This is a genomic window from Pseudomonas sp. 21LCFQ010, from assembly GCF_024129905.1.
Taxonomy (GTDB): domain Bacteria; phylum Pseudomonadota; class Gammaproteobacteria; order Pseudomonadales; family Pseudomonadaceae; genus Aquipseudomonas.
On the sequence record NZ_JAMYDZ010000007.1, the window covers coordinates 1 to 25,641 of the forward strand.

Sequence of the window (25,641 nt, forward strand, 5' to 3'; positions counted from 1 at the left end):
GCCCGGTTAGCCTGTGAAGTGAGCGCAGAGGTCATGGCGCCAGCAGCAGGAACCCACCGAAGCGACTTGGGGGCGGCTCGATGCCGCGCCTGAGCGCCGTAGGAATCTCCGGCCTTCAGACCGGGGAGGATGTCAAGAGGGGAAATTGCTTTTTCATTTTCGGGGTGATGGTGAATAAATACTTTCTCTTTCGACGGTCTGTGCTTGCCTTGAATACTTTTGGCAGTGCTGTGCACTGCATTCGCCTGCAAAGCAGCCTCCCACTTGATTGTGTAGTGCTGCCAAGAGTCTGAACACAATCAATTACCCCCTGCCAACGGCTGTAACTTGGCCAGCCGCAACGCCACCCCCAGCGCCAGCAGCAATAACAAACCAATGAACAACCCGATGCCATTCCAGCCGGCGTAGTGCCAGAACACGCCGCCGCCGGTGCCGGCTACGCTGGAGCCTGCGTAGTAGCAGAACAGGTACAGCGACGAGGCCTGGCCGCGCGCGGTGGTGGCGCGGCGGCCGACCCAACTGCTGGCCACCGAGTGGGCGCCGAAGAACCCGAAGGTGAAGATCAGCACGCCGATGATCACCAGTGCCAGCGGGTTGAGCAGGGTCAGGCCCAGGCCGGCGAGCATCAGCACAATGACCGCCCAGAGCACCTTGCGCCGGCCCAGACGGTCGGCCAGCGAGCCGATTTTTGCTGAACTGTAGATACCCGACAGGTAGACCACCGAGAACAGCCCGACCACGGCCTGGCTCAGGTTGTAGGGCGCTTCGAGAAAGCGGTAGGCAATGTAGTTGAACAGGGTGACGAACGCGCCCATCAGCAAAAAGCCGGTCAGGAACAATAACGGCAGGCCCTGATCGCGCAACTGCACGGCGAAGCCGTCCAGCAGGCTGCGCGGGTGTAATGAACGGGGGCGGAAGTTGCGCGAGTCGGGCAGGATGCGCCAGAACACCGCGGCGGCAATCAACGCCAGGCCGCCGATCACCAGCAGTGCAACGTGCCAGTTCACGTAGTCGATCAGTACCCCGCTGATCAGCCGTCCGCACATGCCGCCCACCGCGCTGCCGCCGATGTACAAACCCATGGCCAGGCCCAGATGGGTCGGGTGGATCTCTTCACTCAGATAGGTCATGGCCACCGCTGCCAGCCCGCTCAGCGACAAGCCGACCAGCGCCCGGGTTACCAGCACGGTTTCCCAGTCGGGCATCAGCGCACTGGCCAGGGTGGCGATAGAGGCACAGAACAGCGCCAGAACCATGACCGGCTTGCGGCCGATACGGTCGGAAATCGGCCCGGTAACCAGCAGGCCAATGGCGAGCATGGCGGTAGAGACTGACAGCACCAGGCTGCTCTGCGCGGCGCTGATGGCGAATTCGCGTGACAACAGCGGCATCATCGGCTGCACGCAATACAACAGGGCGAAGGTGGCAAAGCCTGCCGCGAACAGCGCCAGTGCGGTGCGGGTGAACAGCGGTGTGTTCTTTTCAATGTAGGTGTCGGCCTGACTCGCGGTCTGGGCGGGCGATGGCGGAGTATCGTTATTGAGCGCAGGGCTGGCAGGCTTCACGGTGGACCTCGGTCTTGCAAGAGCAGGCAGGCATTGAAAAAGCATATAGCGGGCTAATGATTCAATCCAATATATTGTTAGACATGATTGATAGCTTGTACGACTTATTTGGTGGCCTATGGAACTGCGGCATCTGCGTTACTTCATTGCGGTGGCCGAAGAGCTGCACTTTGGCCGGGCGGCCCAGGCGCTGGGCATTTCTCAACCACCGCTGAGCCAGCAGATCCAGGCGCTGGAGCAGGAGCTGGGCGCGCGGCTGTTTGAGCGCACCAACCGGCGTGTGGAGTTGAGCGAAGCCGGGCGTTTGTTTCTTGAACAGGCCCGCCTGGTATTGGCGCAGGTCGATAAAGCCGCTGATGTGGCCCGGCGTGCGCAGTTGGGCGAACTGGGTGAACTGAAGGTCGGCTTCACAGCCTCGGCGCCCTTTACCTCAAGCATTCCCAAAGCCATTTTTGCGTTTCGCCAGAGTTACCCGGCGGTGCACCTGGCCTTGCAGGAAATGACCAGCCAGGACGTGGTCGATCATCTGCAAGATGGCAGCATGCAGGTCGGTATCATGCGGCCCTTGCCGTTGCCTGACTCGTTGATCGCCGTGGAGCTGCTGCGTGAGCCGCTGGTTGCGATCATGCGTTCCGACCACCCATTGCTGGCTGGCAGTGAGCAAGGGTTGTTCATGGCAGCGTTGGCCGAAGAGCCGTTCGTGTTCTTTCCGCGCAGCTACGGCAGCGGCTTGTATGCGCAGATCATTGGGCTGGCCAGGGCAGCGGGCTTTAGCCCGTTGATTACTCAAGAAGCGGGCGAAGTGATGACGATCATCGGCCTGGTGGCGGCGGGGTTGGGGGTGACGGTGTTACCGGCGTCGTATCAGCGCTTGCGCATTGACGGGGTGGCGTACCGCACTCTGCTCGACGACGGCGCCAGCAGTGCGGTCTGGCTGGTGCAACGCAAGGACGAGCAATCACCGATGGCCAAAGCTTTTTGTGAGCTGGCAAGCTTCAAGCCATAAGCTGCAAGCAAGAGCGCATGGTGCTCTCGCGTGCAGCTTGAAGCTTACAGCTTGCCGCCCGCTCAGTTGACCTTGGCCAGGTCGCCCTTCAGGGCGACACCGGCGATCACTGCGCCGGCATGGCACTCGTAGTTCACCGGGTCTTTGCGTTCGATCTTCTTGTAGTAGCTGGTGATGTTGGTCACCGCGTTGGCGCCGGCACCCTTGGCCGCTTCGTTCAATTGCAGGATCGCCGATTGCAGGACCCATTCGCAGGCTTCGGTGTCGCTCTTGTTGAAGGCATTGGTCTTCTTGTTGGTGACCGCATTCGGGCTTACCACGGTGACCTTGCCGCGTGGCGGCACGCCCGCCAGGTAGAACTTGACGCTGCCGTCGAGCTTGCCTTGCTGGGTCATTTGCTGGATCACCTTGTCGAACGGCAGCAACAGCATCGTGTCACGTGCCTGACTGATACCGGGCAGGGCGCTGAGGGCAATCGCTGCACCCGCGATCCAGGACTTCATTTGCATGGCTCATCTCCTTGATAGAACGAGTTTCAAGCCCAGCGACGGAAAATCAACGAGGTGTTGACCCCGCCGAAGGCGAAATTGTTATTCATCACATACTCGTGGCTCATCACCCGGGGTTCACCTTTGAGGTAATCGAGTTCGCCACACTGCGGATCGACTGCATCCAGGTTCAGGGTATGGATGTAGCGGTCACGCTTGAGCATTTCGATGCTGAACCACGACTCAAGTGCCCCACAGGCGCCCAGCGTGTGGCCGAGAAAGCTTTTCTGTGAACTGATGGGCATTCTGGCGCCGAACAGTTCGCTGGTGGCCAGGGTTTCGGCGATATCGCCCTGTTCGGTGGCGGTGCCGTGGCCATTGACGTAACCGATGGCCGCCGTTGGCAGGCCGGCATCTTCCAGCGCCAGTTCCATGGCCCGGCGCATGGTCACTTGTTCGGGGCGGGTGCTGTGGGCACCGTCGGCATTACTGCCGAAGCCGACGATCTCGGCATGAATCCGGGCCCCGCGCGCCAGGGCATGTTCCAGTTCTTCAAGCACCAGCATGCCAGCGCCTTCACCGATGACCAGGCCGTCGCGACCACTGTCGTAGGGCCGTGGGCTGGTGTGCGGTGCATCGTTCTTCAGGCTGGTGGCATACAGGGCGTCAAACACCATCGCCTCGGTCGGGCAGAGCTCTTCGCCGCCGCCGGCCAGCATCATCGGCAAGCGGCCGAACTTGATCGCCTCATAGGCGTAGCCGATGCCCTGGCTGCCACTGGTGCAGGCGCTGGAGGTCGGAATCAGACGCCCGGTAAGGCCGAAGAAGATGCTGATATTCGCCGCTGTGGTGTGCGGCATCATGCGCACATAGGAATTGGCGTTCAGGCCATCGGCTACCGAGTTGAGCAGCATGTTGCCGAACGCTTTGATCTCTTCGGTACTGCCGGTGGACGAGCCGCAGGCGGTGCCCATGCGCCCGTCACGAATGATCGGGTCGTTGAGCAACCCGGCATCGCTCAGGGCTTGCTCGGACGCGGCGACCACCAGCCGCGAGACCCGACCCATGCTGCGCAACTGCTTGCGCGTCCAGTGTGCGGGCACTTCGAAGTTATCCACAGGCCCGGCCAGCCGGGTATTGAGCTCGCTAAAACGATCCCACTCGTCCATCCGCCGGATGCCGCTGCGGTTGGCGCTGAAGTTGGCCTCGATGCTGTCCCAGTCGCTGCCCAGAGAAGTGATGCCAGACATGCCGGTGACGACCACGCGTTTCATCAGCACAGGCCTCCGTTGACGGCCAGAACCTGGCGGGTGATGTAAGCCGCTTCGGCAGACATCAGGAAATTCACCGCGCCGGCGACTTCTTCCGGAGTGCCCATGCGCTGCGCGGGGATCATTTTCAGCAGTTCTTCGACGGGCACGTTGTCATCCAGCATTGCCGTGTCGATCAGGCCCGGCGCCACGCAGTTGACGGTGATCTTGCGCTTGGCCAGTTCGATGGCCAGCGCCTTGGCGGCGCCGATCAGTCCGGCTTTGGAGGCACTGTAGTTGACCTGGCCACGGTTGCCGATCAGCCCGGACACCGAGGTGATGCAGACAATCCGGCCGGCGGCGCGGCGGCGGATCATCGGCATGCTCAGCGGGTGCAGCACGTTGTAGAAGCCGTCCAGGTTGGTGCGCAGCACCTGGTCCCAGTCGTCATCGCCCAAGGCCGGGAAGGCGCCGTCGCGGGTCAGCCCGGCGTTGAGTACCACGCCGTAATAAGCGCCATGGGTTTCCACGTCCTGCTCAAGCAGGGTCTTGCAGGCTGTGCGGTCGGACACATCGAACTGCAGCACCCGCGCCTGACGGCCCAGGGCGTGAATTTCGGCCTGGACCGCGTCGGCCTCGGCCCGGCCGCTACGGCAGTGCAGCACCAGGTCGTAGCCAGACCTGGCCAGGCGCAGGGCGATGGCCCGGCCGATGCCGCGGCTTGAACCGGTGACCAGAATCGTGTCAGTCATTAACGGCTCCTTCGGCCAGATAGTCGGCAGCGTTGGGTGGGCAATAGACATTGAGGCGGGCAAACACTTCGATGTCCGGGCCGCTCAAGGTGCATTCGAACACACCCATGCCACTGTCGTCCTGCAATGAACGCCGGGCGTGGATGGTCAGTTCGCTACCATGGGGGAAGTGTTCGACGTTGCATTCGTACTTGCGGGTGCCGAGCAGAAAACCCAGTTGCACCGGCTCGCCGCGCAAGCGCGCCTGGCAGCCGGCAAACGCTGCCACGCTCTGGGCCATCAGTTCGATGCCGATCCATGCCGGCAGGCTGCCGTCAGGGCGGTTGAAGGGGCCATCGGGGCGAACCGTCAGGCGGGTCTGGATGGTTTCGTCGTCGAAGGCCAGCACCTGATCGATAAGAATCATGTCAGCAGCGTGCGGCACCAGTTCGGCGATCGGCCAGTCGATCATGGCGCGTCTCCGATAATCAGGCTGATGTTATTGCCCCCGAAGGCAAACGAGTTGCTCATCAGGTAGCGCGGTGTTGCACGACTCAGGCGCGAGTTGGCGGTGGTCCAGTGCAGCACCGGCAGTTGCGGGTCGGCCTGGCCGTCCCAGACATGCGGCGGTAGCGCGGAATCGGTATTGTCCTGGGCCAGGCTCAGCCAGCAGAACGCCGCTTCCAGGGCGCCGGCCGCACCGAGCGTGTGGCCGCTCAAGGGTTTGGTCGACGAGCAGGGTACGCCATCGGGAAACAGCGCGTGTACCGCCAGACTCTCCATCGCGTCGTTGTGCTGGGTGGCGGTGCCATGCAGGTTCAGGTAGCTGATTTGCCCGGCCTGCAGGCCTGCCTTGTCCAGCGCGCGTTGCATTGACTCGCGGGCGCCGCGACCGCTTGGCTCGGGGGCCGAGATATGGTGTGCATCGCTGCTGGCGCCGGCACCGAGCAAGGCAATGCTGTGGCTCTGGCTGGCCTGGCGGGTCATTAGAAACAGCACCGCAGCTTCGCCTATGTTGATGCCATCGCGGTTGCGCGAGAACGGATTGCAGCGCTGCGCAGACACCGCTTCAAGGGCGTGGAAGCCGTTGAGGGTCAGCTTGCACAGGCTGTCGACACCGCCGCACAACACCGCGTCGCACAGCCCCATGTCCAGCGCGCGGCGAGCGCTGAGCAAGGCTCGGGCACTGGACGTGCAGGCCGTTGAAATCACATAGGCCGGACCGCTGAGGCCAAGCCACTGCGCGAGGAAGCTGGCCGGTGCGCCGAGTTCCTGCTGGCGGTAGTCGTAGTGTTCAGGAAAGCTCTTGTCGCGCAGCCAACTGCCCATGCTGCGGCTGGCCTCGTCGATGCCTGAGGTGCTGGTGCCGAGGATCACCCCGACCCGGCCTGCCCCGTAGCGGGCCATGGCGGCGCGTATCGGGTCTTCGATCTGTTGGGCGGCCGCCAGCAGCAACTGATTGTTGCGGCTGTGGGCGCTGAGCTGCTCGGGAATCACCGGCAGGTCGAGGTCGACGCTGCCCACCGGCAGGCTGTGGCCGGGGATCCAGCCCGACTCGCAGACCATCCCGGCGCTGTCGCCGGCAAACAGCTTGCGCGCCACGTCCTGGCGGTTGTTGCCCAGTGCGCAGACCAGGCCCAGCTCGTTGAGGTAGGCGGTCATGGTGTGATCCCGTTACTGAGTGGGCTGATATTGAAGTGCACGGGCTGGTCGCGCGCAGGCGCCAGCGTCAGGCTGAACACCTCAGGCGAGCGGAATTCGACCTGCCAGCGCGAATCCAGGCGGCGCAGTGTGCCTTGCTGCCGGGCACTTGGGTAGCGTGCCGGCAGCTCATGCTCCGGGGTCATGGCGAACAGTAACGCGGCGAACAATTCGCGGGCTTCGGGATTGGGCGGCAACAGGCCGTCAGCCTGCCATTGACCGTCGATCAGGCGCTGGCGTGCCTGGGGAATACCCAGTGGGTCCATCATCGACCAGCGCAGGCCGCCGCTCTCTTGCTGGATGATCAGCAACCAGTCCTGGCTCTGCCCGGCCTGGACGCGCTGCACATGCAGTTGCCGGGGCAGTTGCAGGTCCGGGGTCCCGACCGGCAACGGCGCCTGACTGGCGCAGCCGCCGAGCAGCAACAGGGTCAGGATCAAAATACGGATCATTGCGTCGTATCCGGCAGGGGCTTGCGCACCACGGCATTGACCAGGGTTTCTTCACGCTGGCCAAACGGCTTGGGCTTGCACAGCTTCAAACGCTCCAGCAGGCCGAAGTCCTTGGCGCGGCTCCACCACAAGTACGGGTAGGAGACATTGCCCGAGCTGAACTCGAAGCCCTGGTCACGCAGCATGTCGAGGTACTGGGCGGCGCTTTTCTGCACATGCATCGGGTGGCGGAACAGCCAGCGGATTACCCAGGTGTCGATATACGCCTCGGTGGACTCGGCAAACAGCAGATAGCCGCCGGGCTTGAGCACCCGGTAGAACTCGGCCAGTGCTTGCTCCTGCTCGACCAGATGGTGAAAGGTCTGGTGGCAGAACAGCAAATCGACACTGGCATCGGGCAACTGCAACACCGCGCAGTCGCTGCCGATCAACTCGACCTCCAGACCCAGGCGGGCTGCTTCCTGGCGGCTCAGCTCCAGGCTGTGCGGGTCAGCGTCCAGGCCGATGATCCGCGCCGGCTGGAAGGTTTGCTGCAAATAACGGAATGACTTGCCCTGACCGCAACCGGCGTCGAGCAACACAGCATCCGTGGGCAGCGGCGTGTCGAACAGCCCGCGCAGGTCATTGATTGCCACGCGCAACACATGGTGCTGCCAGGTGTGGCTGCGCAGAAACCAGAAGCCGAAACGGGTTTCTTCGACGTAACTGTCGCTCAGGAACCGGCCGCTCATGACGCCTCACCTGCGCAAATCTCGGTAAGCATGCGCAGCCGCCGTTTGGGTTCGCTGACAAACGGATTGCGCAGGTCCCAGGCGTAGCCAGCGAGAATCGAGCTGATCATCGCGCGGATTTCCGGTTGTGAGTCCTTGAAGAAAATCACGTCCTGGAAGCTGCCGTCGTACCAGCCTTCGACGTAGGCGCGGAAGGTATCCACCCCACGCTTGAGCGGTATGGCGAAGTCGTTTTCCCAGTCGACCTGCTCGCCACGCAACTGCTGATCGAGCAGGTTGGCGGCCATGCTCGCGGAACGCATGGCAATGGTTACGCCCGAAGAAAACACCGGGTCGAGGAACTCGGCGGCATTGCCCAGCAAGGCAAACCCCGGCCCGTGCAGGGTCTTGACGTTGGCTGCATAGCCGCCGATGGTCCGCGCCGGGGTATCCCACACAGCGTCTTTGAGGGTATTGCGCAGGCTCGGGGTTTCATCGATGAAGGCGCGCAGGCAGGCATCGAGGTCTTCGGGTTTGTCTTTGAAGCGCTCGGCGCTGGCCACCACGCCCTGGGAGCAGCGGCCGTTGCTGAACGGGATGGTCCAGAACCACACGTCGCGGTGCTCGGGGTGGACGCTGACCAGAATCTTGTTGCGGTCGAAGGGCGGGCTCTGGATATGGTCCTCGACATGGGTGAACACCGCACGGCGCAGAGGGAAGTCCGACGGCGCCTCCAGGTCCAGCAGGCGCGGCAGCACCCGCCCGTAACCGCTGGCATCGAGGACGAAACCGGCCTGCAGCGCGTACAGGCTGCCATCCTCGCGGCGCACTTGCAGCACCGGTTGGGCGGCGTTGAAGTCGGCGCTGACGATTTCTTGCAGATAGCGGATTTCCACGCCCTGCAGGGCGGCCTGGTCGGCCAGCAACTGGTCGAAGTCGGCGCGTTGCACCTGGAAGGTGCTCGGTTTGCCCTGGCTGAAGCTTTCGCCAAAATCGAACGCCGAGTACTGATCGCCACAGGCAAACGCGGCGCCGTTCTTGTACTGAAAACCTGCGGCCTGCACGGCGTCGAGCATGCCGGCTTCTTCGACGAAATCCAGGCAGTGCGACAGCAGGCTCTCGCCGATGGAGAACCGTGGAAACGCCTGGCGCTCGATGATCAGTACGTCGTGGCCCTTGCGCTTGAGCAGGGCGGCGGCAATCGCGCCGGCCGGGCCGGCACCGATGACCACGACCGTGCGGCTTTGCATATCAGTGATTGGCACAGCGATTCCTTACCGGTTTGTCGGTGGCAGTGGCGAATGAAAGGTTCTTGCGGCCCAGGCCCGCCAAGGCGGGCATCAGCGTGGCCAGCAGGCTCATCAGCATCAGCGCCAGGTACAACGCCTGACTGATCAGTTGCTGTTGCAGCAGCATGTTGAGAAACACGATCTCGCTCAGGCCACGAATATTCAGCAGCACGCATTCGCGCCAGCGGCTGGCGCCGGGGTACGAAGGCGGTGCCCAGCGCAGCCCCAGCCAGTTGCCGAGCAGCTTGGCGACAATCGGCACCCCAATCAGCGCCGTCAGTAGCAGGCCGTCCAGTTCGCCCATGGCGCTATGCACATTGATCTGTACCAGACCGAAGGTCAGCAGCAACGGCACGGCCAGGTAATTTTGCAGCAGGGCCAGCACAGCGGGTTTGATCGGCAGGACCCAGGCTTGCTTGAGGCGGCTCATGCACATCAGGTAACCGATGCCGAAAACCAGCGCGTTGAGTTTGTAGTGCTCGGCCAGTACCAGCAGAGCGAAAAAGCCCAGGCTGTAGACCAGCGGCTGGCGAATGCCCAGCAGCCGCAGCAGCAGGGGGGTGCAGGCCATCAGCAGTGGCAGCAACAGGCTGCTCAGGTGCAGGCTGCCTTGGGCCAGGGCGAACAGGCTCCAGCAGGCCAGGTCGATGAGAATCGCGGCCTGCACCAGCCGGCGGGTGGCAGCTGGCGGGTAGTTGATGTGGTTCAGGTACAGGTACAACACCGGAATGGCGGTGATGGCGAACACCAGCCCCACTGCAAGATCGCTGATCCAGCGCTGCTCGGGCAGCAGCCACACTGCGCAGGCTACCCCACAGATGAACGGCACCACAAAGCTCGGCAACGCCACCTTGAGGCTTTGCCGGTCCAGCTCGACCTCGACCACATCGCTGAGGATATGGCCCAGCACCAGGGCGAAGGCCAGGCCATAGAGGGTCTTGAGCCAGACCGGCTCGATCAGTTGGGCGCCGCTCAGTTGCCAGTGCGGCTCGACCCACAACAGCATCAACAGCGGCAGGCCGAAGGTTGCCAGCAACAACTGACTGACGATCGGGATCAGTCCCAGCCGCTTGCCCAGCCAGGTCGCGCCGGCAAACGCCAGCAGGGCCATGAGCCAGAACAGCAGAATCAGCATGATTGCAGCTCCTGATGATCGGGGGTATGGCGGTGGCTTGCCCACGGCGCGAGCAGAAAACTGAAGACCAGCCCGAGGCTCACCGACAGCCCGAAGTTGCTGATCGCCGGGGTCTGCGACAGCGCCAGCAGGCCGAACGACAACCAGGTGGTGATGGCCGCCAGCAAGGTGCCGAGCAGACTGACCGCCGCCCCACCGACCTGCTCACGCATGAGAATCGCGTAATCGACGCTGATCGCGGTGACCAGCAGCAGGCCGAACAGGCTGAACAGGGTCAGCGGCTGACCCAGCCAGCCGAGGCTTGCCAGGCTGCACAAGGCGGCCAGCAGTGGCAGGGTCACGATGCGTACTGCGCCGCCGAAACCGAAGGGGGCGATCAACAGGGCAATGATCAGGATGCACGACAGCAGTTTGAGTTCGGCGGCGCTGATCTGGGTCTGGGCGAACACCGCATTGAGTGCTCCCAGGCGGTCGACCAGGTGCACGCCTGGCAGCCCATCGGCCTGGGCCTGCAACAGGGCCGGGTTGCCCAGCCCTTGCAGGCTGACGACAGCCGCCACGCCCTCGTTGTTACGGCCCAGCCAGAGTGGCCGCCAGGCTTCGCTCAGCGGCCCGGCCAGGGCCTGGTCGATGGGCTGGACGGGCAGTGCCTGGAGTTCAGCCAGTTCGGCCTGCAGGGTTTCGCTGGACACCCCGAGCGCCAGCAGCGCTTGCCAGTGCTGCGCCAGTTGCGGCAAGGCGGCCTGCAGCGCCTTTTGGTCGTCCGGTGAGGCCAGTAATTGGTTGATCGCCATGTAACCGCGCAGTTTGCCGCTGCCGATCAACGCGTCGAGACGTTGGGTCAGGGCGTTCTGGCGCTCCAGCAATTGCTGCTCGTCGCGGCCGCGAATCAGGAAAAACTGGCTGGTCGGCTGATAACCGGTAATCCGCGCAATGCTTTGCGCTTCGTCGGTCAGCGCCTGGGGGGCGGAAACCCATTGGCGAATGTCGTTGCGGGTGGTCAGTTGCCACAAGCCGGCGGTGCAGAACGCCAACAGCGCAACCAGCAACAGCGGTGTGTTGACCCGGCGCAGCAAGGCGCTGCGTATATCCAGCAGGCGTTGCGCCAGCGTCAGCGGCCACTGCGCCGGGCGCAGCTCGGTTTTGGCCAGCAGCGCCGGCAGCAGGCACACCGCCGCCAGGTAAGCGCCGATCAGGCCAGCGGCGGAAAACGCAGCGATCTGAGTCAAGGCAGGAAAGGGTGTCCAGGCCAGCGCCAGATAGCCGATACAGCTGGTGATCAGGCTCAGGGTCAGCCCCGGCAGGGTCAGCCGCAAGGCCGGCCAGGCACGCCAGGGCTTGAGGCTCCAGCTTTTGGACAGGTAGTGCAGCGGGTAATCGACGGCGACGCCGATCAGGCTCGACCCCAGTACCAGGGTCATGACGTGCATCTTGCCGAACAGCAGTACGCAGGCGACGCTGCCGAACAGCATGCCGACCAGCACCGGGACGAACGCCAGCAGTACGCGCCAGCGGCGGAACGCCAATAGCAGCAACAGCAGGATGCCTGCCGTGGCGCCACCGCCGACCCAGCTGATTTCCTGTTTGGCTTGTTGCTGACCCGCCGCGGCATACAGCAGCCCGCTGGCCGCCAGCAACTGCCCGCCGGCCTGGGCGGCCTGTTCACGGGCCAGGCTCAACAGGCCGGCGACCTGCCCCGGCAGCTGCATGTCAAACGCATCGCCTGGGGTGCGTACCCGCAGCAACACCCATTGCTTGCCATCGGCCTGGGCCAGCAGCGCACCGCTGGCCAGGTCCGGTTCGACGCTGCCGGTGCGCGGCAGGTTGCTCTGGATGCGTCCGGTCAGGCCCAGCCAGTCGTCCTGGCTCGGTACCAGGCTGAAACCGGCAAAGGGGTCGAACAGGCTTTGCAGGCGTTGCTGGATGAACGCCTCGGGTTGTTCGATCAGCAGCGTGCGGTCCGCCGCCGGGAGCATGGCTAGCCGGCCGGCGAGCAATTGTTCGCGGATGGCCGGCAGGTCAGCCTGCAGGTTCCATTGGACCTTTTCGAACAGCCCGCTGGCCTGCCACTGCGCGGCCAGTTGCTTGGTCAGTTCAATGGCTTGCTGGCGCTCGGGGTGGCCGACCAGCACCAGCATTTCGCGATTCAGCGGCTCCTGCATGCGCTGCTCGGCGCGCAGCTCCAGCGGATCAGGACGTCCGCCCGGCACCAGTTCCATGAGGTTGGCCGACAGCGGCGCGCCATCACGCCACTGCCAGCCGGCCAGTGCCAGCACGCCGAGCAGGATCAGCAGGAACAGGCGCGGCAGGCGCCGCTCAGGATTTGAAATCAGCACGCTGGGTATCGCTCAGCGCCGGAACGCTATGGCTGTCGATCATTTTCAGCACCGTGCGGTCGCCCTGGGCTTCGAGCAGTTCGATCTGCCTGACCAGTTCGCCGCCGTCGATATTGATCTGGCGAAAGATCTGTTGCAGCAACAGTGAGCGTGGCAGCAGGGTCAGTTTCCAGTCCTGTGCATCACCGCTGAGTTGCAGTTCGAAATCACGCTGCAATCCGCTGCTGTCACCTTGCAGCACCGCCAGGAACAGACGGTTGTGCTCGGCGCCGGCACTCTTGTTCGGCAGCATCTGCCAGCCCTGCGCCTCGCGGCGGGCGATACCGTTGGCGGTGATGCGGTAATCCTGCTTGAGCGGTGTTTCGAGCAGCCACAGCAGGCCGAAGTCACGGGCCAGGACAAAACGCCCGGTGCTGGTCAGCGGCTGGGGCAGGGCGCGCAGGTGTTTTTCCTGGATAAACCGCCCCTCGATGGCCGCAGGCCGGGACAACTGCTCGCTCAGTTGTTGCAGGTCGAAGGCCCAGGTCTGTGCAGCCAGGCACATCAGCATCAGTGTGGCGAATAGACGTTTCATACCCGGCCCTCGTTTGCCAGCGCCTTTTGTACGGCGTCGGTGAAAGCCTTGGGCGAGGCCAACTGCATCTCGCGGCTGTCGACGGCCACCGCAACCTGTACGGTGCTGGCGCGGGTCATGCGCTCACCGGTGCTGGCATCGCTGATCAGGTAGTTGATCTTCAGGCGGTTTTCCCATTCCACCAGGCTGGCGCGCACGATCAGTTTCTGGCCGAACACCGCGCCGCGCATGTAGCGCAATTGCATATCAATGACCGGCCAGCCGTAGCCGGATTCGAGCATCCTGGTGTAGTTGTGGCCGATATGATCGAGCAACGCACAGCGCGCCACTTCGAGGTATTTGACGTAGTGGCCGTGCCAGACGATGTTCATCATGTCGACATCGAAAAACGGCACCACCACTTCAGTGTCGACGTCGATCAGTCCTTTACTGCGCATGCAGCCTCCAGTGGCGCTCGCTGATGCGTTGCAGGCACAGGCGCAATTCGCCTTCCAGACCCCGGTCGTCGATGACCGGCGGGAATTCTTCGCCAAGCTGCGCATGCATGCTGGCCAGCGCTGCCGGCAGCGGCCTGGCGTCGGCTTCGCGGCTGCGCAGCCACAGGCCCTGATTGGCCGCCAGCAGGGTCGCTGCTGCGACCTGCTCGGTGAGTTCCAATACCCGGATGGCATCACGTGCAGCAATGGTGCCCATGCTCACCTTGTCCTGGTTATGGCACTCGGTGGAGCGCGAGAACACGCTGGCCGGCAGGGTGTTTTTCAGCGCTTCGGCAGTCCAGGCACTGGCGCCGATCTGCACGGCCTTGAAGCCGTGGTTGATCATCGCCCGTTCGGCACTGGCGCCGGACAGGTTGCTCGGCAGGCCGTGGTTGTAACGCACGTCGACCAGCAGGGCCAGTTGCCGGTCGAGCAGGTCGGCGACGTTGGCCACCAGGTTTTTCAGGCTGTCCATGGCAAAGGCGATATGGCCACCGTAGAAGTGCCCGCCGTGCAGCACCCGCTCGTGGTCGCCGTCGATGATCGGGTTGTCGTTGGCGCTGTTGAGTTCGGTCTCGATGAACGAGCGCAACCAGCCCAGGCTGTCGGCCAACACGCCAAGCACATGCGGCGCGCAGCGCAGCGAGTAACGGTCTTGCAGGCGGTGCAGCGGCGCGGTGGGGGCGTCGATGGCCAGGTCCTGACGCAGCCAGGCCGCGACCTGGGTCTGGCCTGGGTGCGGCTTGGCTGCAAACAGGCGCTCGTCGAAGTGTTCCGGGTTGCCTTGCAGGGCGATGACGTTCATTGCGGTGATGCGCGTGGCCAGTTGCAGCAGGTAGTCAGCCCGGGCAAACGCCTGGCAGGCCAGGCCGGTCATCACCGCGGTGCCATTCATCAACGCCAGGGCTTCCTTGGGGCGCAGCACCAGCGGCTCCCAGCCCAGTTCGCGATGCACCTCAAGCGCCGGGCGACGCTGGCCGCGGAACATCACCTCGCGCTCGCCGGACAGCGTGGCGGCCACATAAGACAACGGGGTCAGGTCGCCGCTGGCGCCCACCGAGCCTTCTTCCGGGATCAGCGGCAGCACGTCATGTTCGATAAACGCCTGCAAGCGCTCCAGCAACTCGATACGCACCCCGGACATGCCGTGGCACAGCGACTGCAAGCGCGCAGCGAGCACGGCGCGGGTGGCGCGTTCGTCCAGCAGCTTGCCCAGCCCGCAGCCGTGGAAGGTATACAAATGCCGGGGCAGGGCTTCGACGTGCTGCAGGGGCACAGCCACCACGCAAGAGTCGCCATAACCGGTGGTCACGCCGTAGATCACGCCTTCCTTGTCCAGCAACGAGTCGAGGAACTGCGCCCCGCGAGTGATGCGCGCCCGGTACTGGGCATCGGCTTGCAGCACGGTCGGCGCCTGACGGTTGGCGACGGCCACTACCTGTTCGATGCTCAGCGCCAGGGCGCCGAAGGTCACGGGGTCATGAGCTGGATGATTCATCGGACTTCCAGAAAGGATAGAAATTGAACCACTGCTGCGGGGCTTGCAGGCAGTAGTGGGCCAGCCGTTCGGCGTAGCGGGCAGCCCAGTGGGCAATGACCTGGGCACGGTCGCTGCGCCGCCACTGGACCGATTCGGTGAACGGCTCCAGAACCACGCGATAGCCCTGGGCGTCCTTGAGGCAGAAAAACAGGTTCACCGGGCACTTGAGCAGCCCGGCCAGCAGCCAGGGGCCTTGCGGGAAGGCCGCCGGCTTGCCGAGAAAATCAGCCTGCACGGTGCGCCCGCCATGCAACGGCACGCGGTCACCGGCGATGGCCAGCCATTCGCCGTCGTCCAGGCGCTGGCTCAGTTGCAGCATGATGGCCGGGTCCAGTTCACTGACCTGGACCAGCCGCAGATTGGTCGCTCCGGCTTCGCCCAGCAGGCGATTGAAGCGTTCGGCGTGCTTGGTGTGCACCAGCACGTTCATGGTGACCTTTTCGCCCAGTTCGGCCAGGGCGCGGCACACTTCAAGGTTGCCCAGGTGGGCACCGACCAGCATCTGGCCGCGCTGGCCACGCAGTTGATTGCGCAGCAGGGCGGGGTCGTCGATGCGGATCTGTTCGATGCCCAGCTTGCCGTTCCACACATCGAGCTTGTCGAGCAAGGCTTCGGCAAACGCCATGAACTGGCGGAACACCCGCCACTGGCTGGGGCGCAGTTCAGGCTTGCCGCTCCAGTCGGCAAGGTTTTGCTGGAACTCGGCGATGGCGTGCCGGGCGCTGCGGCCAAAAATGAAGAAGTACAGCACAATGCCGTACAGCACCGGGCTGAGCAGGCGCCGGCCAAGTATCCGTACCGCCCAGGCGGTGAGCTTCATCAGCGCGAAGCTGCCGCGCTCTTCGCGGTCGGCCCAGTGTCGTTTCGGTTGCTGGCTCATGGCCGCACCTTGCGCCACAGCAGCACCGGCGCGCGCACTAACATGCCGAAGAACAGCTTGGTGTGCATCTTGGAAATCAGTGCGTTGTCGTGAAAAAGGCGAAAGTGCGACAGGCCATCCTCGGGGTAATGCACCTTGGTCGGCAGCCAGTGCATCGGCTGGCGGCGCCATGCCAGACGGACCAGAATCTCGGTGTCGAAATCCATGCGCCGGCCCAGTTGCACCGTATCGATCAGACGCAGCACCGGCCCCAGCGGGTAGACCCGAAAGCCGCACATCGAATCGCGGATCTGCAGCGACAGGGTGTTGATCCACACCCACACATGGGTCAGGTAGCGGGCATACAAGCGGCCTTTGGGCACGCTCTGGTCATATTGTGGATAACCGCAGATCAGCGCCTTGGGGTGTTGCCGGGACAGTTCCAGAAAACGTCCGATGTCGCTCAGGTCATGCTGGCCGTCGGCGTCGACCTGCAAGGCGTGGCTGTAGCCACGTTGCGCCGCCTCCTGAAAACCGGCCATCACGGCGCCGCCCTTGCCCTGATTGGTCTGCAGACGAATCAGGTGCACGCCGTCTTCCTTGGCCAGTGCTTGCAGGACCTGAGCGCAGGCCTGACTGCTGGCGTCATCGACCAGCACGCATGGCAGGCCGGCAGCGCGCAGGGCCTTGACCACGTTGGGCACTGCCAGCTCGTGGTTGAACACTGGTATCACCGCACAGGGCTTATGCATGAGCGGTTTCCGTGGCGCTGTCTTGCAGCACGATCCGGCCGCTGGAGCAGGGCGCCTGATGCTGGTTGTGGTAGGCGAAATGCAGCTTGCTACGGGCTGCGTCGAAGCGCAGGGTCAGGGTCAAGCGGTCGCCAGGGCGCACCAGTTGCTGGAACTTGAGCACTTCCATACCGGCAAAGCGCGGCGGCAGCTCAAGCAGGCGCTGGCCGAGTTCCAGTGCCCAGTCGACCTGGGTCACGCCAGGCAGGACCGGCGTACGAGGGAAATGGCCGGTAAAGCAGGCCAGATCCGGCGGCACCTGCAACTCGATCTGCAGGCCGTCGTCCTGGACCTTGTGCTCCAGCACCTCGGGGGCTTTGCCCCGCGGTGCGGCCAGCAGGGTTTCGACCAGTGCCTGAGGCAGTTTGCCCTGGTCGCTCAGCGGCAACTGACGCAGCAGCCGCCAGCGCCGCGGCAAGGCCAGCGCCTCACAATGATTGCTCAGGTGTTTGCGCAAGGTCTCGGTCAGGGCGCGGCGGCCCAGATTACGCAAGGCATGCAAGCCACTTTCGCTGAGCACCACCAGGGCGCCCAGATAGGCACGGTTCTCACGGACTACGCCGAGCCGGGCTTCGCTGATCCAGGCATGGTTGACCAGTGCCTGTTCCAGCGATGGCAGCGAGATGCGTTTCTCTTCCAGTTTGACGATGCGGTCCAGACGACCCAGCAGTTCGAAGCGGCCATCGGCCTCAAAGCGAGCGGCATCGGCGGTCTGTTCGGCATGACCCGGGGCGAGGTAAGGCGAGCAGACTTGCAACGCGCCCTCAGCGTCCTGGGTCAACTGCACACCGGCAAACGCCTGCCAGAGCGTTTCGCCCTGGCGCCAGGCAATACCGCCGGTTTCTGAGCTGCCGAAAATCTCGCACGGCCATTGGCCCAGACGCTGTTGCAGGCTGAGCGCAGCGTCTGCGGGCAGCGCGCCACCGGATGAGAACACCCGGCGTACCTTGCTCAGCGCTGGCCAGTCGAGGTTGTCCCCCATGCGCTTGAGCAGCGCCGGGCTGGCGACCCAAGCGAAGGCCGGATAGTCCAGGCTGGCGCGTTGCAGGTCTTCCGGGAACGGCAACTGCCGCCGAACCCATTGACGCCCGGCGCACAGCGGCCAAAGCACCCGGAACAGCAGGCCATAGATGTGCTGCGCGGCGACACTGCCGATCATGCAGGCGTTACCCAGTTCAGCGCCCCACAGTTGCTCCAGGCCCCGGACTTCGTTGTCCAGTTGGCGCAGCCGTTTGTCGATGCGCTTGGGTTCGCCACTGGAGCCCGAAGTGCACAGGCTCAGGCTGCACTGGTCCAGGTCGAGCCGTGCGGCTGGCAAGGGTTCGGCGTCGTACAGCTGGCCCAGGCGGGTATCGCCCGGCTGTTCGCTGAGCCACAGGTCGACTTGAGGGTTCCAGCGTTCGCGGGTCTCGGCCTGCAGGTCGGCGGGCAGCAGCACGCTGACCCCGGCGCGCCAGGCGGCCAACAGGGCGATGGCCAGTTCGCCTGCGTCTTCCAGGTGGATGGCCAGATGGCGGATGCCACGGGCTTGCAGGCCGGCAGCGGCGCACAGGGCTTGGCGGCGTAGCTGGCCGAGGGTCAGGTCCGGGTCCTGGCACAGCAGGCGGTCCGGCGACTCATCGAGCAGCAGGTGTTCAAGATTTAACCAGTTCATGGCATTCATTTCAGGCGCCGCCTCTGACTCGGCGACGAACAATCCATTCGCCTGCGAACAGCAGGCCCATCAGTCCGTAAGAAAGCAGTCCGGTCCATAGCGCCCACCAGTGCAACGGTGCCCAAAGGGTCAGGACCGTGGCGGTCAGGCCGTTGAACAGAAAAAAACCGCACCATACCCAAGTCACCTGCCGCGTATAGCGAATGGCGACCTCGGGTAAATCCGGGTCGCTCAAGCGTGCCAGGCGTTCAACGACCGGAGGTCCCTGAATCAGGCTGGCGCCAAACAGGCAAAGCATGAAGCCGCTGATCAGCACCGGATACCAGCGCAGCAGCGCCGGGCTGTCGAGCAGCGCGAGCAACGCACAGAAGCTCAGCGCGACCACGGCCATCGCCAGGCTGGCGGTGCGTCGCTCGCCGGTCAGTACCCTGGCCAGCCACAGGCCACCGAGCAGCAACGCGAACTGCCAGGGCGCGAAGTGCTCTATGCCGAAGTACACGACAAACGGATAGAGCACACCGATCAGCACCAGCAGCACGCCGATCAGCCGCTTGAGCGCACGTCTAAAAACTGCCTGCGTTGTCATCGCTGCGTTAAAAACCGGCTCAACATGCTCATTTACCGTCTGTAAACTCCGCTGTTTCGCCTGTTTTTGCCTTGCGCTGACTGCCTCGCCTACGTTTTTAGGCGTGCGCTTCATGCGGCAGAGTTGACCAGCCGGTACACCGCGTCGACCACGTCATTGACCGTGCGTACCGACTTGAATTCCTCGGCGGCGATCTTTTTTCCGGTCTTGCGTTTGATGTGGTCGATCAGGTCCACGGCATCGATGCTGTCGATTTCCAGGTCCTGATACAGGTTGGCTTCCAGCGTCACACGCTCGGGCTCGATTTCGAACAGCTCGACCAGTGCGCTGCGCAGGGTCTCGAAAATATCGTCACGGGTTTGCATGCTCAGTCCTCAGGCCGATTGTCTGGCGCTGACGAACGCCGCGAGGCTGTCGACGCTGGTGAAATGCGAGCGGGTGTCCTTGGCTTCGGCGTCGATCTTGATGCCGTAGCGCTTCTGGATGGCCAGACCCAGTTCCAGGGCATCGACCGAATCCAGGCCCAGGCCTTCGCCGAACAGGGTCTGGTCGTTGCCAATGTCGTGGGTGCTGATGTCTTCAAGGCCCAGGGCGTCGATGATCAGTTGTTTGATGTCACGGTGCAGATCGCTCATCTGAGGCGAGCTCCTTGATGAAATAGTCATGCAGGTAGTCGTTGAGCTTGCGCGACGCCAACGGCGGCGGGCCCATCTCGGTAAAACGCTGCGGATCGATATCGGTCCCCACCCGCAGGCTGAAGTGCACGCGGCGTTGCGGGATGCGGTACCAGGGTTCGGCTTTGGTCAGGGTCGTGGGGCTGACCTTGATGGTGACCGGGGTAATCAGCCGGGCGCCGCGCAAGGCAATGGCGGCGGCGCCCCGGTGAAACGCTGGCGGCTGGCCCGGCGTGGTGCGGGTGCCTTCAGGGAAGATGACCAGCGATTGCCCGGATTGCAGGCTGTCGACCGCCAGATCGAGCATGTCGATGCTGCCGTCGTTGCTGATGTAGCCCGCACGGCGCACCGGCCCACGGGTACAGGGGTTGTCCCAGAGGCCGCGCTTGACCACGCAGTTGGCATCACGCACCAGGCCGATCAGGAATACCACGTCGATCAACGAGGGGTGGTTGGCGATAATCATCTGGCCGGGGCGCCCCAGGTTTTCGGCACCCTGTACGTCATAGGTCAGCACGCCCATGCGCGCCATGACGCGAATGAAGCGCCAGAACAGCAGGCTGATGGTCTGTCTGGCGCGGCGCTGGTGGCTGGCCTTGTCGCCCGGCAGGCAGGCCAGCAACGGGAAAATCAGCACGCGCAGGCACAGCCCGCCAATCCCGAACAGGGCGAAGCTGATAGCCGTGGCGAACAGCCGCCACCAGTAGGCGTCGCGGCCTTTGTTCAATGATTGTGTTGCCAGTTCCATAAGCGGTTTTTCCATGGATGGCGACAAGCGGGTTGGTTAGTGTGCAACATGCGCAACAGGTTCAATGCATGGGGCCAGTCAGGTTGCGGCGTACCTTGATCATTGCTGTGCAGGGACAACTGCCAGTCCTGGCCCGTGGTCAGCAGCAAGCCGACCGCGTAGGGAAAGGGCACGTCGTCGACCCACTGGGCATAGGCCTGCGGCGGTTGTTCTTCAGTGACCACCAGCAGCACTGCAGGCGCACCTTCGGCCAGCAGCGTTGCGGCTTCGAAAACGCCGTGCTCAAGGCCGTCGCCCGCCGCAGCCAGGGCGGTCATCTCGCAGGTAGAGCCACGCATGATCGACCACAGGCCGATCACCGCGTTATGCACTGACAGGCTGAACTGGGTAGGCGACAAGGGCTCGCCGGCCGCCAGATCGCGCAGGATATCGAACGTGCGTGGGGTTTCTCCGTGGCGAGAAACAAACACCAGAGGCAGTTGCTCATGGCCCTCGGCCAGCGGCCAGGCGACGGCAAAGGCCATCCGTGCCATGCGGCCCAGGCGTCGGCGCTGCATGGCAGGCAGGAACGATACGTCCGGGACTTCGTCGTTATCGGGCAGCAGGACCGGCTCGCGGCTCCAGTGTTGCCAGTCTTCGACGCTGGTCAGGCCAGGTGCCCAGGCACGCCATTGTGCAATGTTGAAGGTGATCAAAGGTTTTTTCTTCCCGCCCCTGCGGGCTTACTGCTTACGTCTCGATGATTTCGGGGTGCGGCTAAAAGCGTAAGTGAGGCCGTCAGCGCAAGGCCAAAACAGGCAAGAAGCGGTCGGAGTCGCGCTCGACTCTACAGGGTGTAAATGAGCGCTCCGCAGCTGTTTTGACGCAGCGCTGACAACGCCGGTCGTTTTTAGACGTGCCCTCCGGGACGACACCGGCCCTGGCATGGCAGCTGACCGAGTGCGCGCATTATCCAGATGGGGGTTCGTCGTAGCAAATTTGTTACACATTATCTGTGTACCCTTTCTCTGTTTCCGACTAACGACAGTGGTAATGGTCTTTTCTGTCATATGGGCGTCATCTTGTCGTCATATGGTTGTCAGATTCAGTGGGTTCTGGCCGTTCCAACCGGGATCCACGGGGATTGCCTGGACTCATCCACAGTCAAGGGCCACACTGGCCTGTTTCCAGTTTTTACCAATCAGGGAGGTCGAAGCATGCGTCGCGTGGTGTTCAATCAGAAGGGGGGCGTGGGTAAATCCAGCATCGCCTGCAACCTGGCTGCGGTGAGCGCCCATCAGGGGTATCGGACGCTTCTGATCGATCTTGATGCTCAGGCGAACTCGACTCATTACCTCACTGGCCTGACCGGCGACGACATTCCCATGGGGATCGCCGAGTTCTTCAAGCAGACCCTGGCTTCCGGACCCTTTGCCCGCAAGAACCAGGTCGATATCTATGAAACACCCTACGACAATCTGCACGTGGTGACCGCCACCGCCGAACTGGCCGAGCTGCAACCCAAGCTTGAGGCCAAGCACAAGATCAACAAGCTGCGCAAATTGCTCGACAGCCTTGATGAAGACTACGAGCGGATCTACATCGATACCCCGCCGGCGCTGAACTTCTATGCGGTCTCGGCGCTGATCGCCGCTGACAAGGTGCTGATCCCGTTTGACTGCGACAGCTTCTCCCGCCAGGCGCTGTACGGGCTGATCAAGGAACTCGAAGAGCTCAAGGAAGACCATAACGAGGATCTGGAGCTTGAGGGGATCATCGTCAACCAGTTCCAGCCGCGGGCCAGCCTGCCGCAGCAGATGCTCGACGAACTGATTGGTGAGGGCTTGCCGGTATTGCCGGTGTACCTCAATGCCTCGGTGAAGATGCGCGAGTCGCATCAGGTCGCCCAGCCGCTGGTGCACATGGACCCGCGCCACAAGCTGACCCAGCAGTTTGTCGAACTGCATGACTACCTGGAGAACAATGCCCAGGCTTGAGCGACGGGCCGGCTTCATCGGGCGTTGAGGTTGCGCAGTACCTTGTGGGTGAAGGTGCCTTCCTTGATTTCCAGGGTCATCCGTTCGGCATTGGCCCTGGCGGTTTCGGCCATGTCATCGGGGATGGTGATGCTCGCTTCCATATCGGCCCGGTGCTGTTGCTGTGAGGCCTTGAGCCGGTTCTTGCCGGCCCGGCAACCGCAGCGCACCAATTGGCCGTGGGTCGCCACGGCGACCTGCCCGTCGACCCAGGTCGGGTTGCCCTCGGCGATGTAACCTACCGCTTTGCACGCCGGACACCACACCGGGTCACCCATGCGTGCGATACGGTATACATCAATGGCTTCGCTGGCCGAAGCGGCCAGCACGAAACCGCCGCTGGTGGTGAGATCACCTTCCCTGACTACAAATGGCATGGCACTGCTTCCTTACGCTGGGAGTGGGAAGCAGATGCTAGGGGGAAATAACCTGCGGCGGAGCGTGGCCAAGCGTTTAGAGACGGTTCCTACAGGAAAATCAGCAAAAGCGCTTGGCGATCTTCTCGCAGGCTTTAGCCGCGAAGGCTTCCCGGCTAAAGCCAATACTGTTCAGTTAAGTACTGCATGCCTTTGTAGGAGCGACCTTGGTCGCGAAGAGGGCGGCACATTCGCAGCAGATGCTGTGACTTTCCTGGCCCTTTCGCGACCAAGGTCGCTCCCACACAGATCTGTGGTGCTTAACAGAACAGTATTGCGGCTAAAGCCGCTACGACGAACAGCTGATCTCCAGATGCTTGCCCCAATCCGGTGGCCGCTTGGCATATTCGGCCATGCCGGGCTGTTCATTGAACGGGTCGCTCAACACCCGGTGCAGACGCCGCACTTCTTCGTAGTCGCCTTGCTCGGCGGCGCTGATCGCATTTTGCGCCAGGTAATTGCGCAGCACGTACAGCGGGTTGACCGCGTGCATGCGTTCGCGGCGTTGTGCCTGACTGCCGTCGTCCTGGCGGGCGATACGGGCCAGCAGGCGTTCGCCCCAGGCATCGAAACCCTTGAGGTCAATGAAGTCATCGCGCAGGGTGCGCAGCGCGTCAGCGGCTGGTGCGTCGCCCAGGCGGCGGAAAAACAGGTGGTAGTCGACGCCGCCGGTTTGCATCAGTTGCAGCAGTTGGGCAATCAGTTCGGCGTCGTCGTCCTCGGCGCTGGTCAGGCCCAGGCGGCGGCGCATCAGGTCCAGATAGTGCGCCTGGTACAACGGCAGGAACAGGCTGATGGTCTCGCGCAGCGCTTCAACACTGATGAACGGCGTCAGCGCCTGGGCCAGCGCACTGAGGTTCCACTGGGCGATGGGCACCTGGTTGCTGAAGGAGTAGCGGCCTTCGTGGTCGGAATGGTTGCAGATGAAATTCTGGTCGAAGTCATCGAGAAAGGCGTATGGCCCGAAGTCGAAGGTGATGCCCAGGATCGACATGTTGTCGGTGTTCATCACCCCATGACAGAAGCCGTAGGCCTGCCACTTGGCGATCAGTTCGGCATTGCGCTCGACGATTTCGCGGAACATCGCCAGCCAGGGCTCGGGTTGGTGCAGGCAATGCGGGTAATGCTGGGCCAGCACGTATTCACCGAGCTCTTTGAGTTGTTCAGGCTGCTTGGTGTAGTACAGGTATTCGAAGCTGCCAAAGCGCACATGGCTTTGCGCCAGGCGCAGGACCATGGCGGCGCTTTCCTTGCGTTCGCGCCATACCGGGGTGCTGGAGCCAATCACGCAGGCGGCACGGCTGCTGGGGATGCCCAGAGCGTGCAGTGCTTCGCTGGCCAGAAACTCGCGGATCGATGAGCGCAGCACCGCGCGGCCATCGCCCATCCGCGAGAACGGTGTCTGCCCGGCGCCCTTGAGGTGCAGGTCCCAATGCTCGCCAGCGTCGTTACGCACTTCCCCGAGCAGCAGGCCGCGGCCATCGCCCAGGCGTGGGGTGTAACCGCCGAACTGATGCCCGGAGTAGACCATCGCCCGCGGGTCGGCCTCAGCCCATAGTTTGTGGCCGCTGAACACCTCGCAAAACAGCGGCGTCTGGGCCTGGGTCGGGTCGAGGTCCAGCAGTGCCAGGGCCGCGTCGCTGGCGACTACCAGGCGCGGTTGGTCGATCGGCTCGGGTAACACCGAAGTGGAAAACGCATCGCCCAGGCGGGCGAAGCGGTTGTCGAAGTCGAGTTCGTCGAGGGCTTTCACAGGCTGTCGCCTCCAGCGAAGGGTGGGGGAGTCAGCGCTAGCGGGTCATGCTGCGCTCGTAGGCTGCCAGTACGGTGCGTTCAGACTGCACCAGATAGGCTTCGAGCATCCGCGTGGCCTCTTCGGCCTGGCCTGCTTCGAGACGTTCGAGAATCGCGGCATTCATATCGACATACGGGAAGTGCAGAAATTCGGGGTTTTTCAACAGGCCGAAAGCCAGCCGCAGCTCGGCTGAAATTTGCCCGTAGAAGGTCACCAGACGCGGGCTGTCGGCCATTTCGACGATGGCCCGGTGAAACATCATGTTGGCCGTACCGACCGCCGTCCAGTCCTTGGCCTCACGGGCGCGCATGCCGGCTTCGACCGCCTCGCGCATGTGCCGGGCACCGGGGTGCTGTGGGTAACCCTGGGCGATGGCCTTGCATTCAATGAAACGACGCACCCGGTAGATGTCGATGATCGAGGCCATGTCGGGCACCGCGACGGTCACGCCACGATTGGGCTCGTGCTTGAGCAGGCCCTCTTGAGTCAGCACCCGGAACGCTTCGCGCAGGGTGTTGCGCGAAATCTGCAGGCTCTCGGCCAGCGCGGCTTCCGACAGGCGCTGGCCGGGGACCAGTTCGCCTTCGACCAGCATTCTGCGCATTTCCTGGGTGATGGATTCTCCAAGCGTCCGTGGCTGTGGAGGTGAGGCGTGGTTCATAAGGGATCCAGAATAGAAAAAGCTGCGCTGATATTCCCTGAGAGCTCAGGCACTGGCAAGGAGCAAGGCCACAACGTGCTTCATTAAGTAGCATTGCTGAGTTGAAGGGTAACAATCTGGTGCATTTGATGTGGCTATCCACTAAGGATTGTTCAACAAAGAATCGCGTCTATATCTACATTGTTGGCC

At 63.1% G+C, this 25,641-nt stretch carries 28 protein-coding genes; 2 read left to right on the plus strand and 26 right to left on the minus strand.

The genetic code is table 11. The features are described 5' to 3' along the window. Window positions 1-236 (minus strand): hypothetical protein (locus tag NJC38_RS10495; protein WP_253114240.1); only part of this gene is annotated, 236 nt, incomplete at its 3' end. Window positions 237-299: 63 nt separating this feature from the next. Further along, the gene (locus NJC38_RS10500) at window positions 300-1,610 is read right to left on the minus strand and encodes an MFS transporter (RefSeq protein ID WP_253114244.1); all 1,311 of its coding nucleotides are present in this window, start codon (window positions 1,608-1,610) and stop codon (window positions 300-302) included. 73 nt (window positions 1,611-1,683) lie between these two features. Here NJC38_RS10500 and NJC38_RS10505 point away from each other — a divergent pair, with 73 nt between their 5' ends. Further along, window positions 1,684-2,571 carry a LysR family transcriptional regulator gene (locus NJC38_RS10505; RefSeq protein WP_253114248.1) on the plus strand — a complete coding sequence of 296 codons (888 nt, stop codon included), beginning with the start codon at window positions 1,684-1,686 and terminating at the stop codon, window positions 2,569-2,571. Window positions 2,572-2,633: 62 nt separating this feature from the next. On the opposite strand, the gene NJC38_RS10510 is transcribed toward NJC38_RS10505, so the two are convergent. From NJC38_RS10510 to NJC38_RS10610, 21 genes are all read right to left on the minus strand, one after another. Beyond that, entirely contained in the window at window positions 2,634-3,080 is a 447-nt protein-coding gene (locus tag NJC38_RS10510) for a hypothetical protein (RefSeq protein ID WP_045486548.1), read from the minus strand. 26 nt (window positions 3,081-3,106) lie between these two features. After that, window positions 3,107-4,333 carry a beta-ketoacyl-ACP synthase gene (locus tag NJC38_RS10515; RefSeq protein ID WP_045486551.1) on the minus strand — a complete coding sequence of 409 codons (1,227 nt, stop codon included), beginning with the start codon at window positions 4,331-4,333 and terminating at the stop codon, window positions 3,107-3,109. Then, on the minus strand, window positions 4,333-5,061 hold the full coding sequence (gene fabG / locus NJC38_RS10520; protein ID WP_253114251.1) for a 3-oxoacyl-ACP reductase FabG: 729 nt from the start codon (window positions 5,059-5,061) through the stop codon (window positions 4,333-4,335). Before fabG ends, NJC38_RS10515 begins: the two co-directional genes overlap by 1 nt. Next, entirely contained in the window at window positions 5,054-5,512 is a 459-nt protein-coding gene (locus tag NJC38_RS10525) for a hotdog family protein (protein WP_045486557.1), read from the minus strand. The genes fabG and NJC38_RS10525 overlap by 8 nt, the downstream gene beginning before the upstream one ends. Beyond that, window positions 5,509-6,702 (minus strand): beta-ketoacyl-[acyl-carrier-protein] synthase family protein, encoded by a 1,194-nt coding sequence (locus NJC38_RS10530; protein WP_253114254.1) that lies wholly within the window; start codon window positions 6,700-6,702, stop codon window positions 5,509-5,511. The genes NJC38_RS10525 and NJC38_RS10530 overlap by 4 nt, the downstream gene beginning before the upstream one ends. Then, complete coding sequence (locus NJC38_RS10535; protein ID WP_253114256.1) at window positions 6,699-7,193, minus strand: hypothetical protein; 495 nt, start codon at window positions 7,191-7,193, stop codon at window positions 6,699-6,701. Before NJC38_RS10535 ends, NJC38_RS10530 begins: the two co-directional genes overlap by 4 nt. Further along, window positions 7,190-7,924 carry a class I SAM-dependent methyltransferase gene (locus NJC38_RS10540; RefSeq protein WP_253114258.1) on the minus strand — a complete coding sequence of 245 codons (735 nt, stop codon included), beginning with the start codon at window positions 7,922-7,924 and terminating at the stop codon, window positions 7,190-7,192. Before NJC38_RS10540 ends, NJC38_RS10535 begins: the two co-directional genes overlap by 4 nt. Next, on the minus strand, window positions 7,921-9,168 hold the full coding sequence (locus tag NJC38_RS10545) for an NAD(P)/FAD-dependent oxidoreductase (protein ID WP_253114259.1): 1,248 nt from the start codon (window positions 9,166-9,168) through the stop codon (window positions 7,921-7,923). Before NJC38_RS10545 ends, NJC38_RS10540 begins: the two co-directional genes overlap by 4 nt. Next, the gene (locus NJC38_RS10550) at window positions 9,155-10,327 is read right to left on the minus strand and encodes a sodium:proton antiporter (protein ID WP_253114261.1); all 1,173 of its coding nucleotides are present in this window, start codon (window positions 10,325-10,327) and stop codon (window positions 9,155-9,157) included. The genes NJC38_RS10545 and NJC38_RS10550 overlap by 14 nt, the downstream gene beginning before the upstream one ends. After that, the gene (locus tag NJC38_RS10555; protein WP_253114721.1) at window positions 10,321-12,660 is read right to left on the minus strand and encodes an MMPL family transporter; all 2,340 of its coding nucleotides are present in this window, start codon (window positions 12,658-12,660) and stop codon (window positions 10,321-10,323) included. The genes NJC38_RS10550 and NJC38_RS10555 overlap by 7 nt, the downstream gene beginning before the upstream one ends. Then, window positions 12,644-13,237 (minus strand): outer membrane lipoprotein carrier protein LolA, encoded by a 594-nt coding sequence (locus NJC38_RS10560; RefSeq protein ID WP_045486575.1) that lies wholly within the window; start codon window positions 13,235-13,237, stop codon window positions 12,644-12,646. Before NJC38_RS10560 ends, NJC38_RS10555 begins: the two co-directional genes overlap by 17 nt. After that, entirely contained in the window at window positions 13,234-13,674 is a 441-nt protein-coding gene (locus tag NJC38_RS10565) for an acyl-CoA thioesterase (protein ID WP_045486578.1), read from the minus strand. The genes NJC38_RS10560 and NJC38_RS10565 overlap by 4 nt, the downstream gene beginning before the upstream one ends. Further along, window positions 13,664-15,211, minus strand: a complete 1,548-nt coding sequence (locus NJC38_RS10570) for a histidine ammonia-lyase (RefSeq protein WP_045486581.1) — start codon at window positions 15,209-15,211, stop codon at window positions 13,664-13,666. The genes NJC38_RS10565 and NJC38_RS10570 overlap by 11 nt, the downstream gene beginning before the upstream one ends. Beyond that, window positions 15,192-16,133, minus strand: coding sequence for a glycosyl transferase (locus tag NJC38_RS10575; protein WP_253114264.1), 942 nt, complete (start codon window positions 16,131-16,133; stop codon window positions 15,192-15,194). Before NJC38_RS10575 ends, NJC38_RS10570 begins: the two co-directional genes overlap by 20 nt. After that, on the minus strand, window positions 16,130-16,864 hold the full coding sequence (locus NJC38_RS10580; RefSeq protein ID WP_253114267.1) for a glycosyltransferase family 2 protein: 735 nt from the start codon (window positions 16,862-16,864) through the stop codon (window positions 16,130-16,132). Before NJC38_RS10580 ends, NJC38_RS10575 begins: the two co-directional genes overlap by 4 nt. Then, entirely contained in the window at window positions 16,857-18,557 is a 1,701-nt protein-coding gene (locus NJC38_RS10585; protein ID WP_253114277.1) for an AMP-binding protein, read from the minus strand. Before NJC38_RS10585 ends, NJC38_RS10580 begins: the two co-directional genes overlap by 8 nt. Window positions 18,558-18,567: 10 nt before the next feature. Beyond that, window positions 18,568-19,143, minus strand: coding sequence for a hypothetical protein (locus tag NJC38_RS10590; protein WP_253114279.1), 576 nt, complete (start codon window positions 19,141-19,143; stop codon window positions 18,568-18,570). A gap of 110 nt (window positions 19,144-19,253) precedes the next feature. After that, entirely contained in the window at window positions 19,254-19,508 is a 255-nt protein-coding gene (locus tag NJC38_RS10595; RefSeq protein WP_253114281.1) for an acyl carrier protein, read from the minus strand. Window positions 19,509-19,517: 9 nt separating this feature from the next. Next, window positions 19,518-19,778, minus strand: coding sequence for a phosphopantetheine-binding protein (locus NJC38_RS10600; protein WP_045486595.1), 261 nt, complete (start codon window positions 19,776-19,778; stop codon window positions 19,518-19,520). Further along, on the minus strand, window positions 19,759-20,565 hold the full coding sequence (locus NJC38_RS10605) for a lysophospholipid acyltransferase family protein (protein ID WP_253114296.1): 807 nt from the start codon (window positions 20,563-20,565) through the stop codon (window positions 19,759-19,761). Before NJC38_RS10605 ends, NJC38_RS10600 begins: the two co-directional genes overlap by 20 nt. Then, window positions 20,541-21,260, minus strand: coding sequence for a beta-ketoacyl synthase chain length factor (locus NJC38_RS10610; protein ID WP_253114298.1), 720 nt, complete (start codon window positions 21,258-21,260; stop codon window positions 20,541-20,543). Before NJC38_RS10610 ends, NJC38_RS10605 begins: the two co-directional genes overlap by 25 nt. Before the next feature lie 501 nt (window positions 21,261-21,761). Between NJC38_RS10610 and NJC38_RS10615 the strand changes: the two genes are divergently transcribed. After that, complete coding sequence (locus NJC38_RS10615; RefSeq protein WP_253114301.1) at window positions 21,762-22,541, plus strand: ParA family protein; 780 nt, start codon at window positions 21,762-21,764, stop codon at window positions 22,539-22,541. A 14-nt stretch (window positions 22,542-22,555) separates the two neighbouring features. Here the strand turns inward: NJC38_RS10615 and NJC38_RS10620 are convergent, their stop codons facing one another. The 3 genes from NJC38_RS10620 to NJC38_RS10630 all read right to left on the minus strand — a co-directional run bounded on the left by NJC38_RS10620 (window position 22,556) and on the right by NJC38_RS10630 (window position 25,452). Continuing rightward, on the minus strand, window positions 22,556-22,957 hold the full coding sequence (locus tag NJC38_RS10620; protein WP_253114304.1) for a PAAR domain-containing protein: 402 nt from the start codon (window positions 22,955-22,957) through the stop codon (window positions 22,556-22,558). 328 nt (window positions 22,958-23,285) lie between these two features. After that, a complete protein-coding gene (gene selO / locus NJC38_RS10625) occupies window positions 23,286-24,749 on the minus strand; it encodes a protein adenylyltransferase SelO (RefSeq protein WP_253114307.1) in 1,464 nt (487 codons plus the stop codon). A 37-nt stretch (window positions 24,750-24,786) separates the two neighbouring features. Beyond that, window positions 24,787-25,452, minus strand: coding sequence for a GntR family transcriptional regulator (locus NJC38_RS10630; protein WP_084709937.1), 666 nt, complete (start codon window positions 25,450-25,452; stop codon window positions 24,787-24,789). Window positions 25,453-25,641 lie beyond the last annotated feature (189 nt).

Coding starts and splice junctions, on each gene's coding strand:
- NJC38_RS10630 (WP_084709937.1), bottom strand. CDS start 25,452: ATGAACCACGCCTCACCTCCACAGCCACGGACGCTTGGAGAATCCATC.
- NJC38_RS10595 (WP_253114281.1), bottom strand. CDS start 19,508: ATGCAAACCCGTGACGATATTTTCGAGACCCTGCGCAGCGCACTGGTC.
- NJC38_RS10590 (WP_253114279.1), bottom strand. CDS start 19,143: ATGACAACGCAGGCAGTTTTTAGACGTGCGCTCAAGCGGCTGATCGGC.
- NJC38_RS10605 (WP_253114296.1), bottom strand. CDS start 20,565: ATGGAACTGGCAACACAATCATTGAACAAAGGCCGCGACGCCTACTGG.
- NJC38_RS10560 (WP_045486575.1), bottom strand. CDS start 13,237: ATGAAACGTCTATTCGCCACACTGATGCTGATGTGCCTGGCTGCACAG.
- NJC38_RS10570 (WP_045486581.1), bottom strand. CDS start 15,211: ATGAATCATCCAGCTCATGACCCCGTGACCTTCGGCGCCCTGGCGCTG.
- fabG (WP_253114251.1), bottom strand. CDS start 5,061: ATGACTGACACGATTCTGGTCACCGGTTCAAGCCGCGGCATCGGCCGG.
- NJC38_RS10580 (WP_253114267.1), bottom strand. CDS start 16,864: ATGCATAAGCCCTGTGCGGTGATACCAGTGTTCAACCACGAGCTGGCA.
- NJC38_RS10505 (WP_253114248.1), top strand. CDS start 1,684: ATGGAACTGCGGCATCTGCGTTACTTCATTGCGGTGGCCGAAGAGCTG.
- NJC38_RS10510 (WP_045486548.1), bottom strand. CDS start 3,080: ATGCAAATGAAGTCCTGGATCGCGGGTGCAGCGATTGCCCTCAGCGCC.
- NJC38_RS10500 (WP_253114244.1), bottom strand. CDS start 1,610: ATGCTTTTTCAATGCCTGCCTGCTCTTGCAAGACCGAGGTCCACCGTG.
- NJC38_RS10540 (WP_253114258.1), bottom strand. CDS start 7,924: ATGAGCGGCCGGTTCCTGAGCGACAGTTACGTCGAAGAAACCCGTTTC.
- NJC38_RS10550 (WP_253114261.1), bottom strand. CDS start 10,327: ATGCTGATTCTGCTGTTCTGGCTCATGGCCCTGCTGGCGTTTGCCGGC.
- NJC38_RS10620 (WP_253114304.1), bottom strand. CDS start 22,957: ATGCCATTTGTAGTCAGGGAAGGTGATCTCACCACCAGCGGCGGTTTC.
- NJC38_RS10515 (WP_045486551.1), bottom strand. CDS start 4,333: ATGAAACGCGTGGTCGTCACCGGCATGTCTGGCATCACTTCTCTGGGC.
- NJC38_RS10600 (WP_045486595.1), bottom strand. CDS start 19,778: ATGAGCGATCTGCACCGTGACATCAAACAACTGATCATCGACGCCCTG.
- NJC38_RS10535 (WP_253114256.1), bottom strand. CDS start 7,193: ATGATCCGTATTTTGATCCTGACCCTGTTGCTGCTCGGCGGCTGCGCC.
- NJC38_RS10565 (WP_045486578.1), bottom strand. CDS start 13,674: ATGCGCAGTAAAGGACTGATCGACGTCGACACTGAAGTGGTGGTGCCG.
- NJC38_RS10585 (WP_253114277.1), bottom strand. CDS start 18,557: ATGAACTGGTTAAATCTTGAACACCTGCTGCTCGATGAGTCGCCGGAC.
- NJC38_RS10530 (WP_253114254.1), bottom strand. CDS start 6,702: ATGACCGCCTACCTCAACGAGCTGGGCCTGGTCTGCGCACTGGGCAAC.
- NJC38_RS10575 (WP_253114264.1), bottom strand. CDS start 16,133: ATGAGCCAGCAACCGAAACGACACTGGGCCGACCGCGAAGAGCGCGGC.
- NJC38_RS10615 (WP_253114301.1), top strand. CDS start 21,762: ATGCGTCGCGTGGTGTTCAATCAGAAGGGGGGCGTGGGTAAATCCAGC.
- NJC38_RS10525 (WP_045486557.1), bottom strand. CDS start 5,512: ATGATCGACTGGCCGATCGCCGAACTGGTGCCGCACGCTGCTGACATG.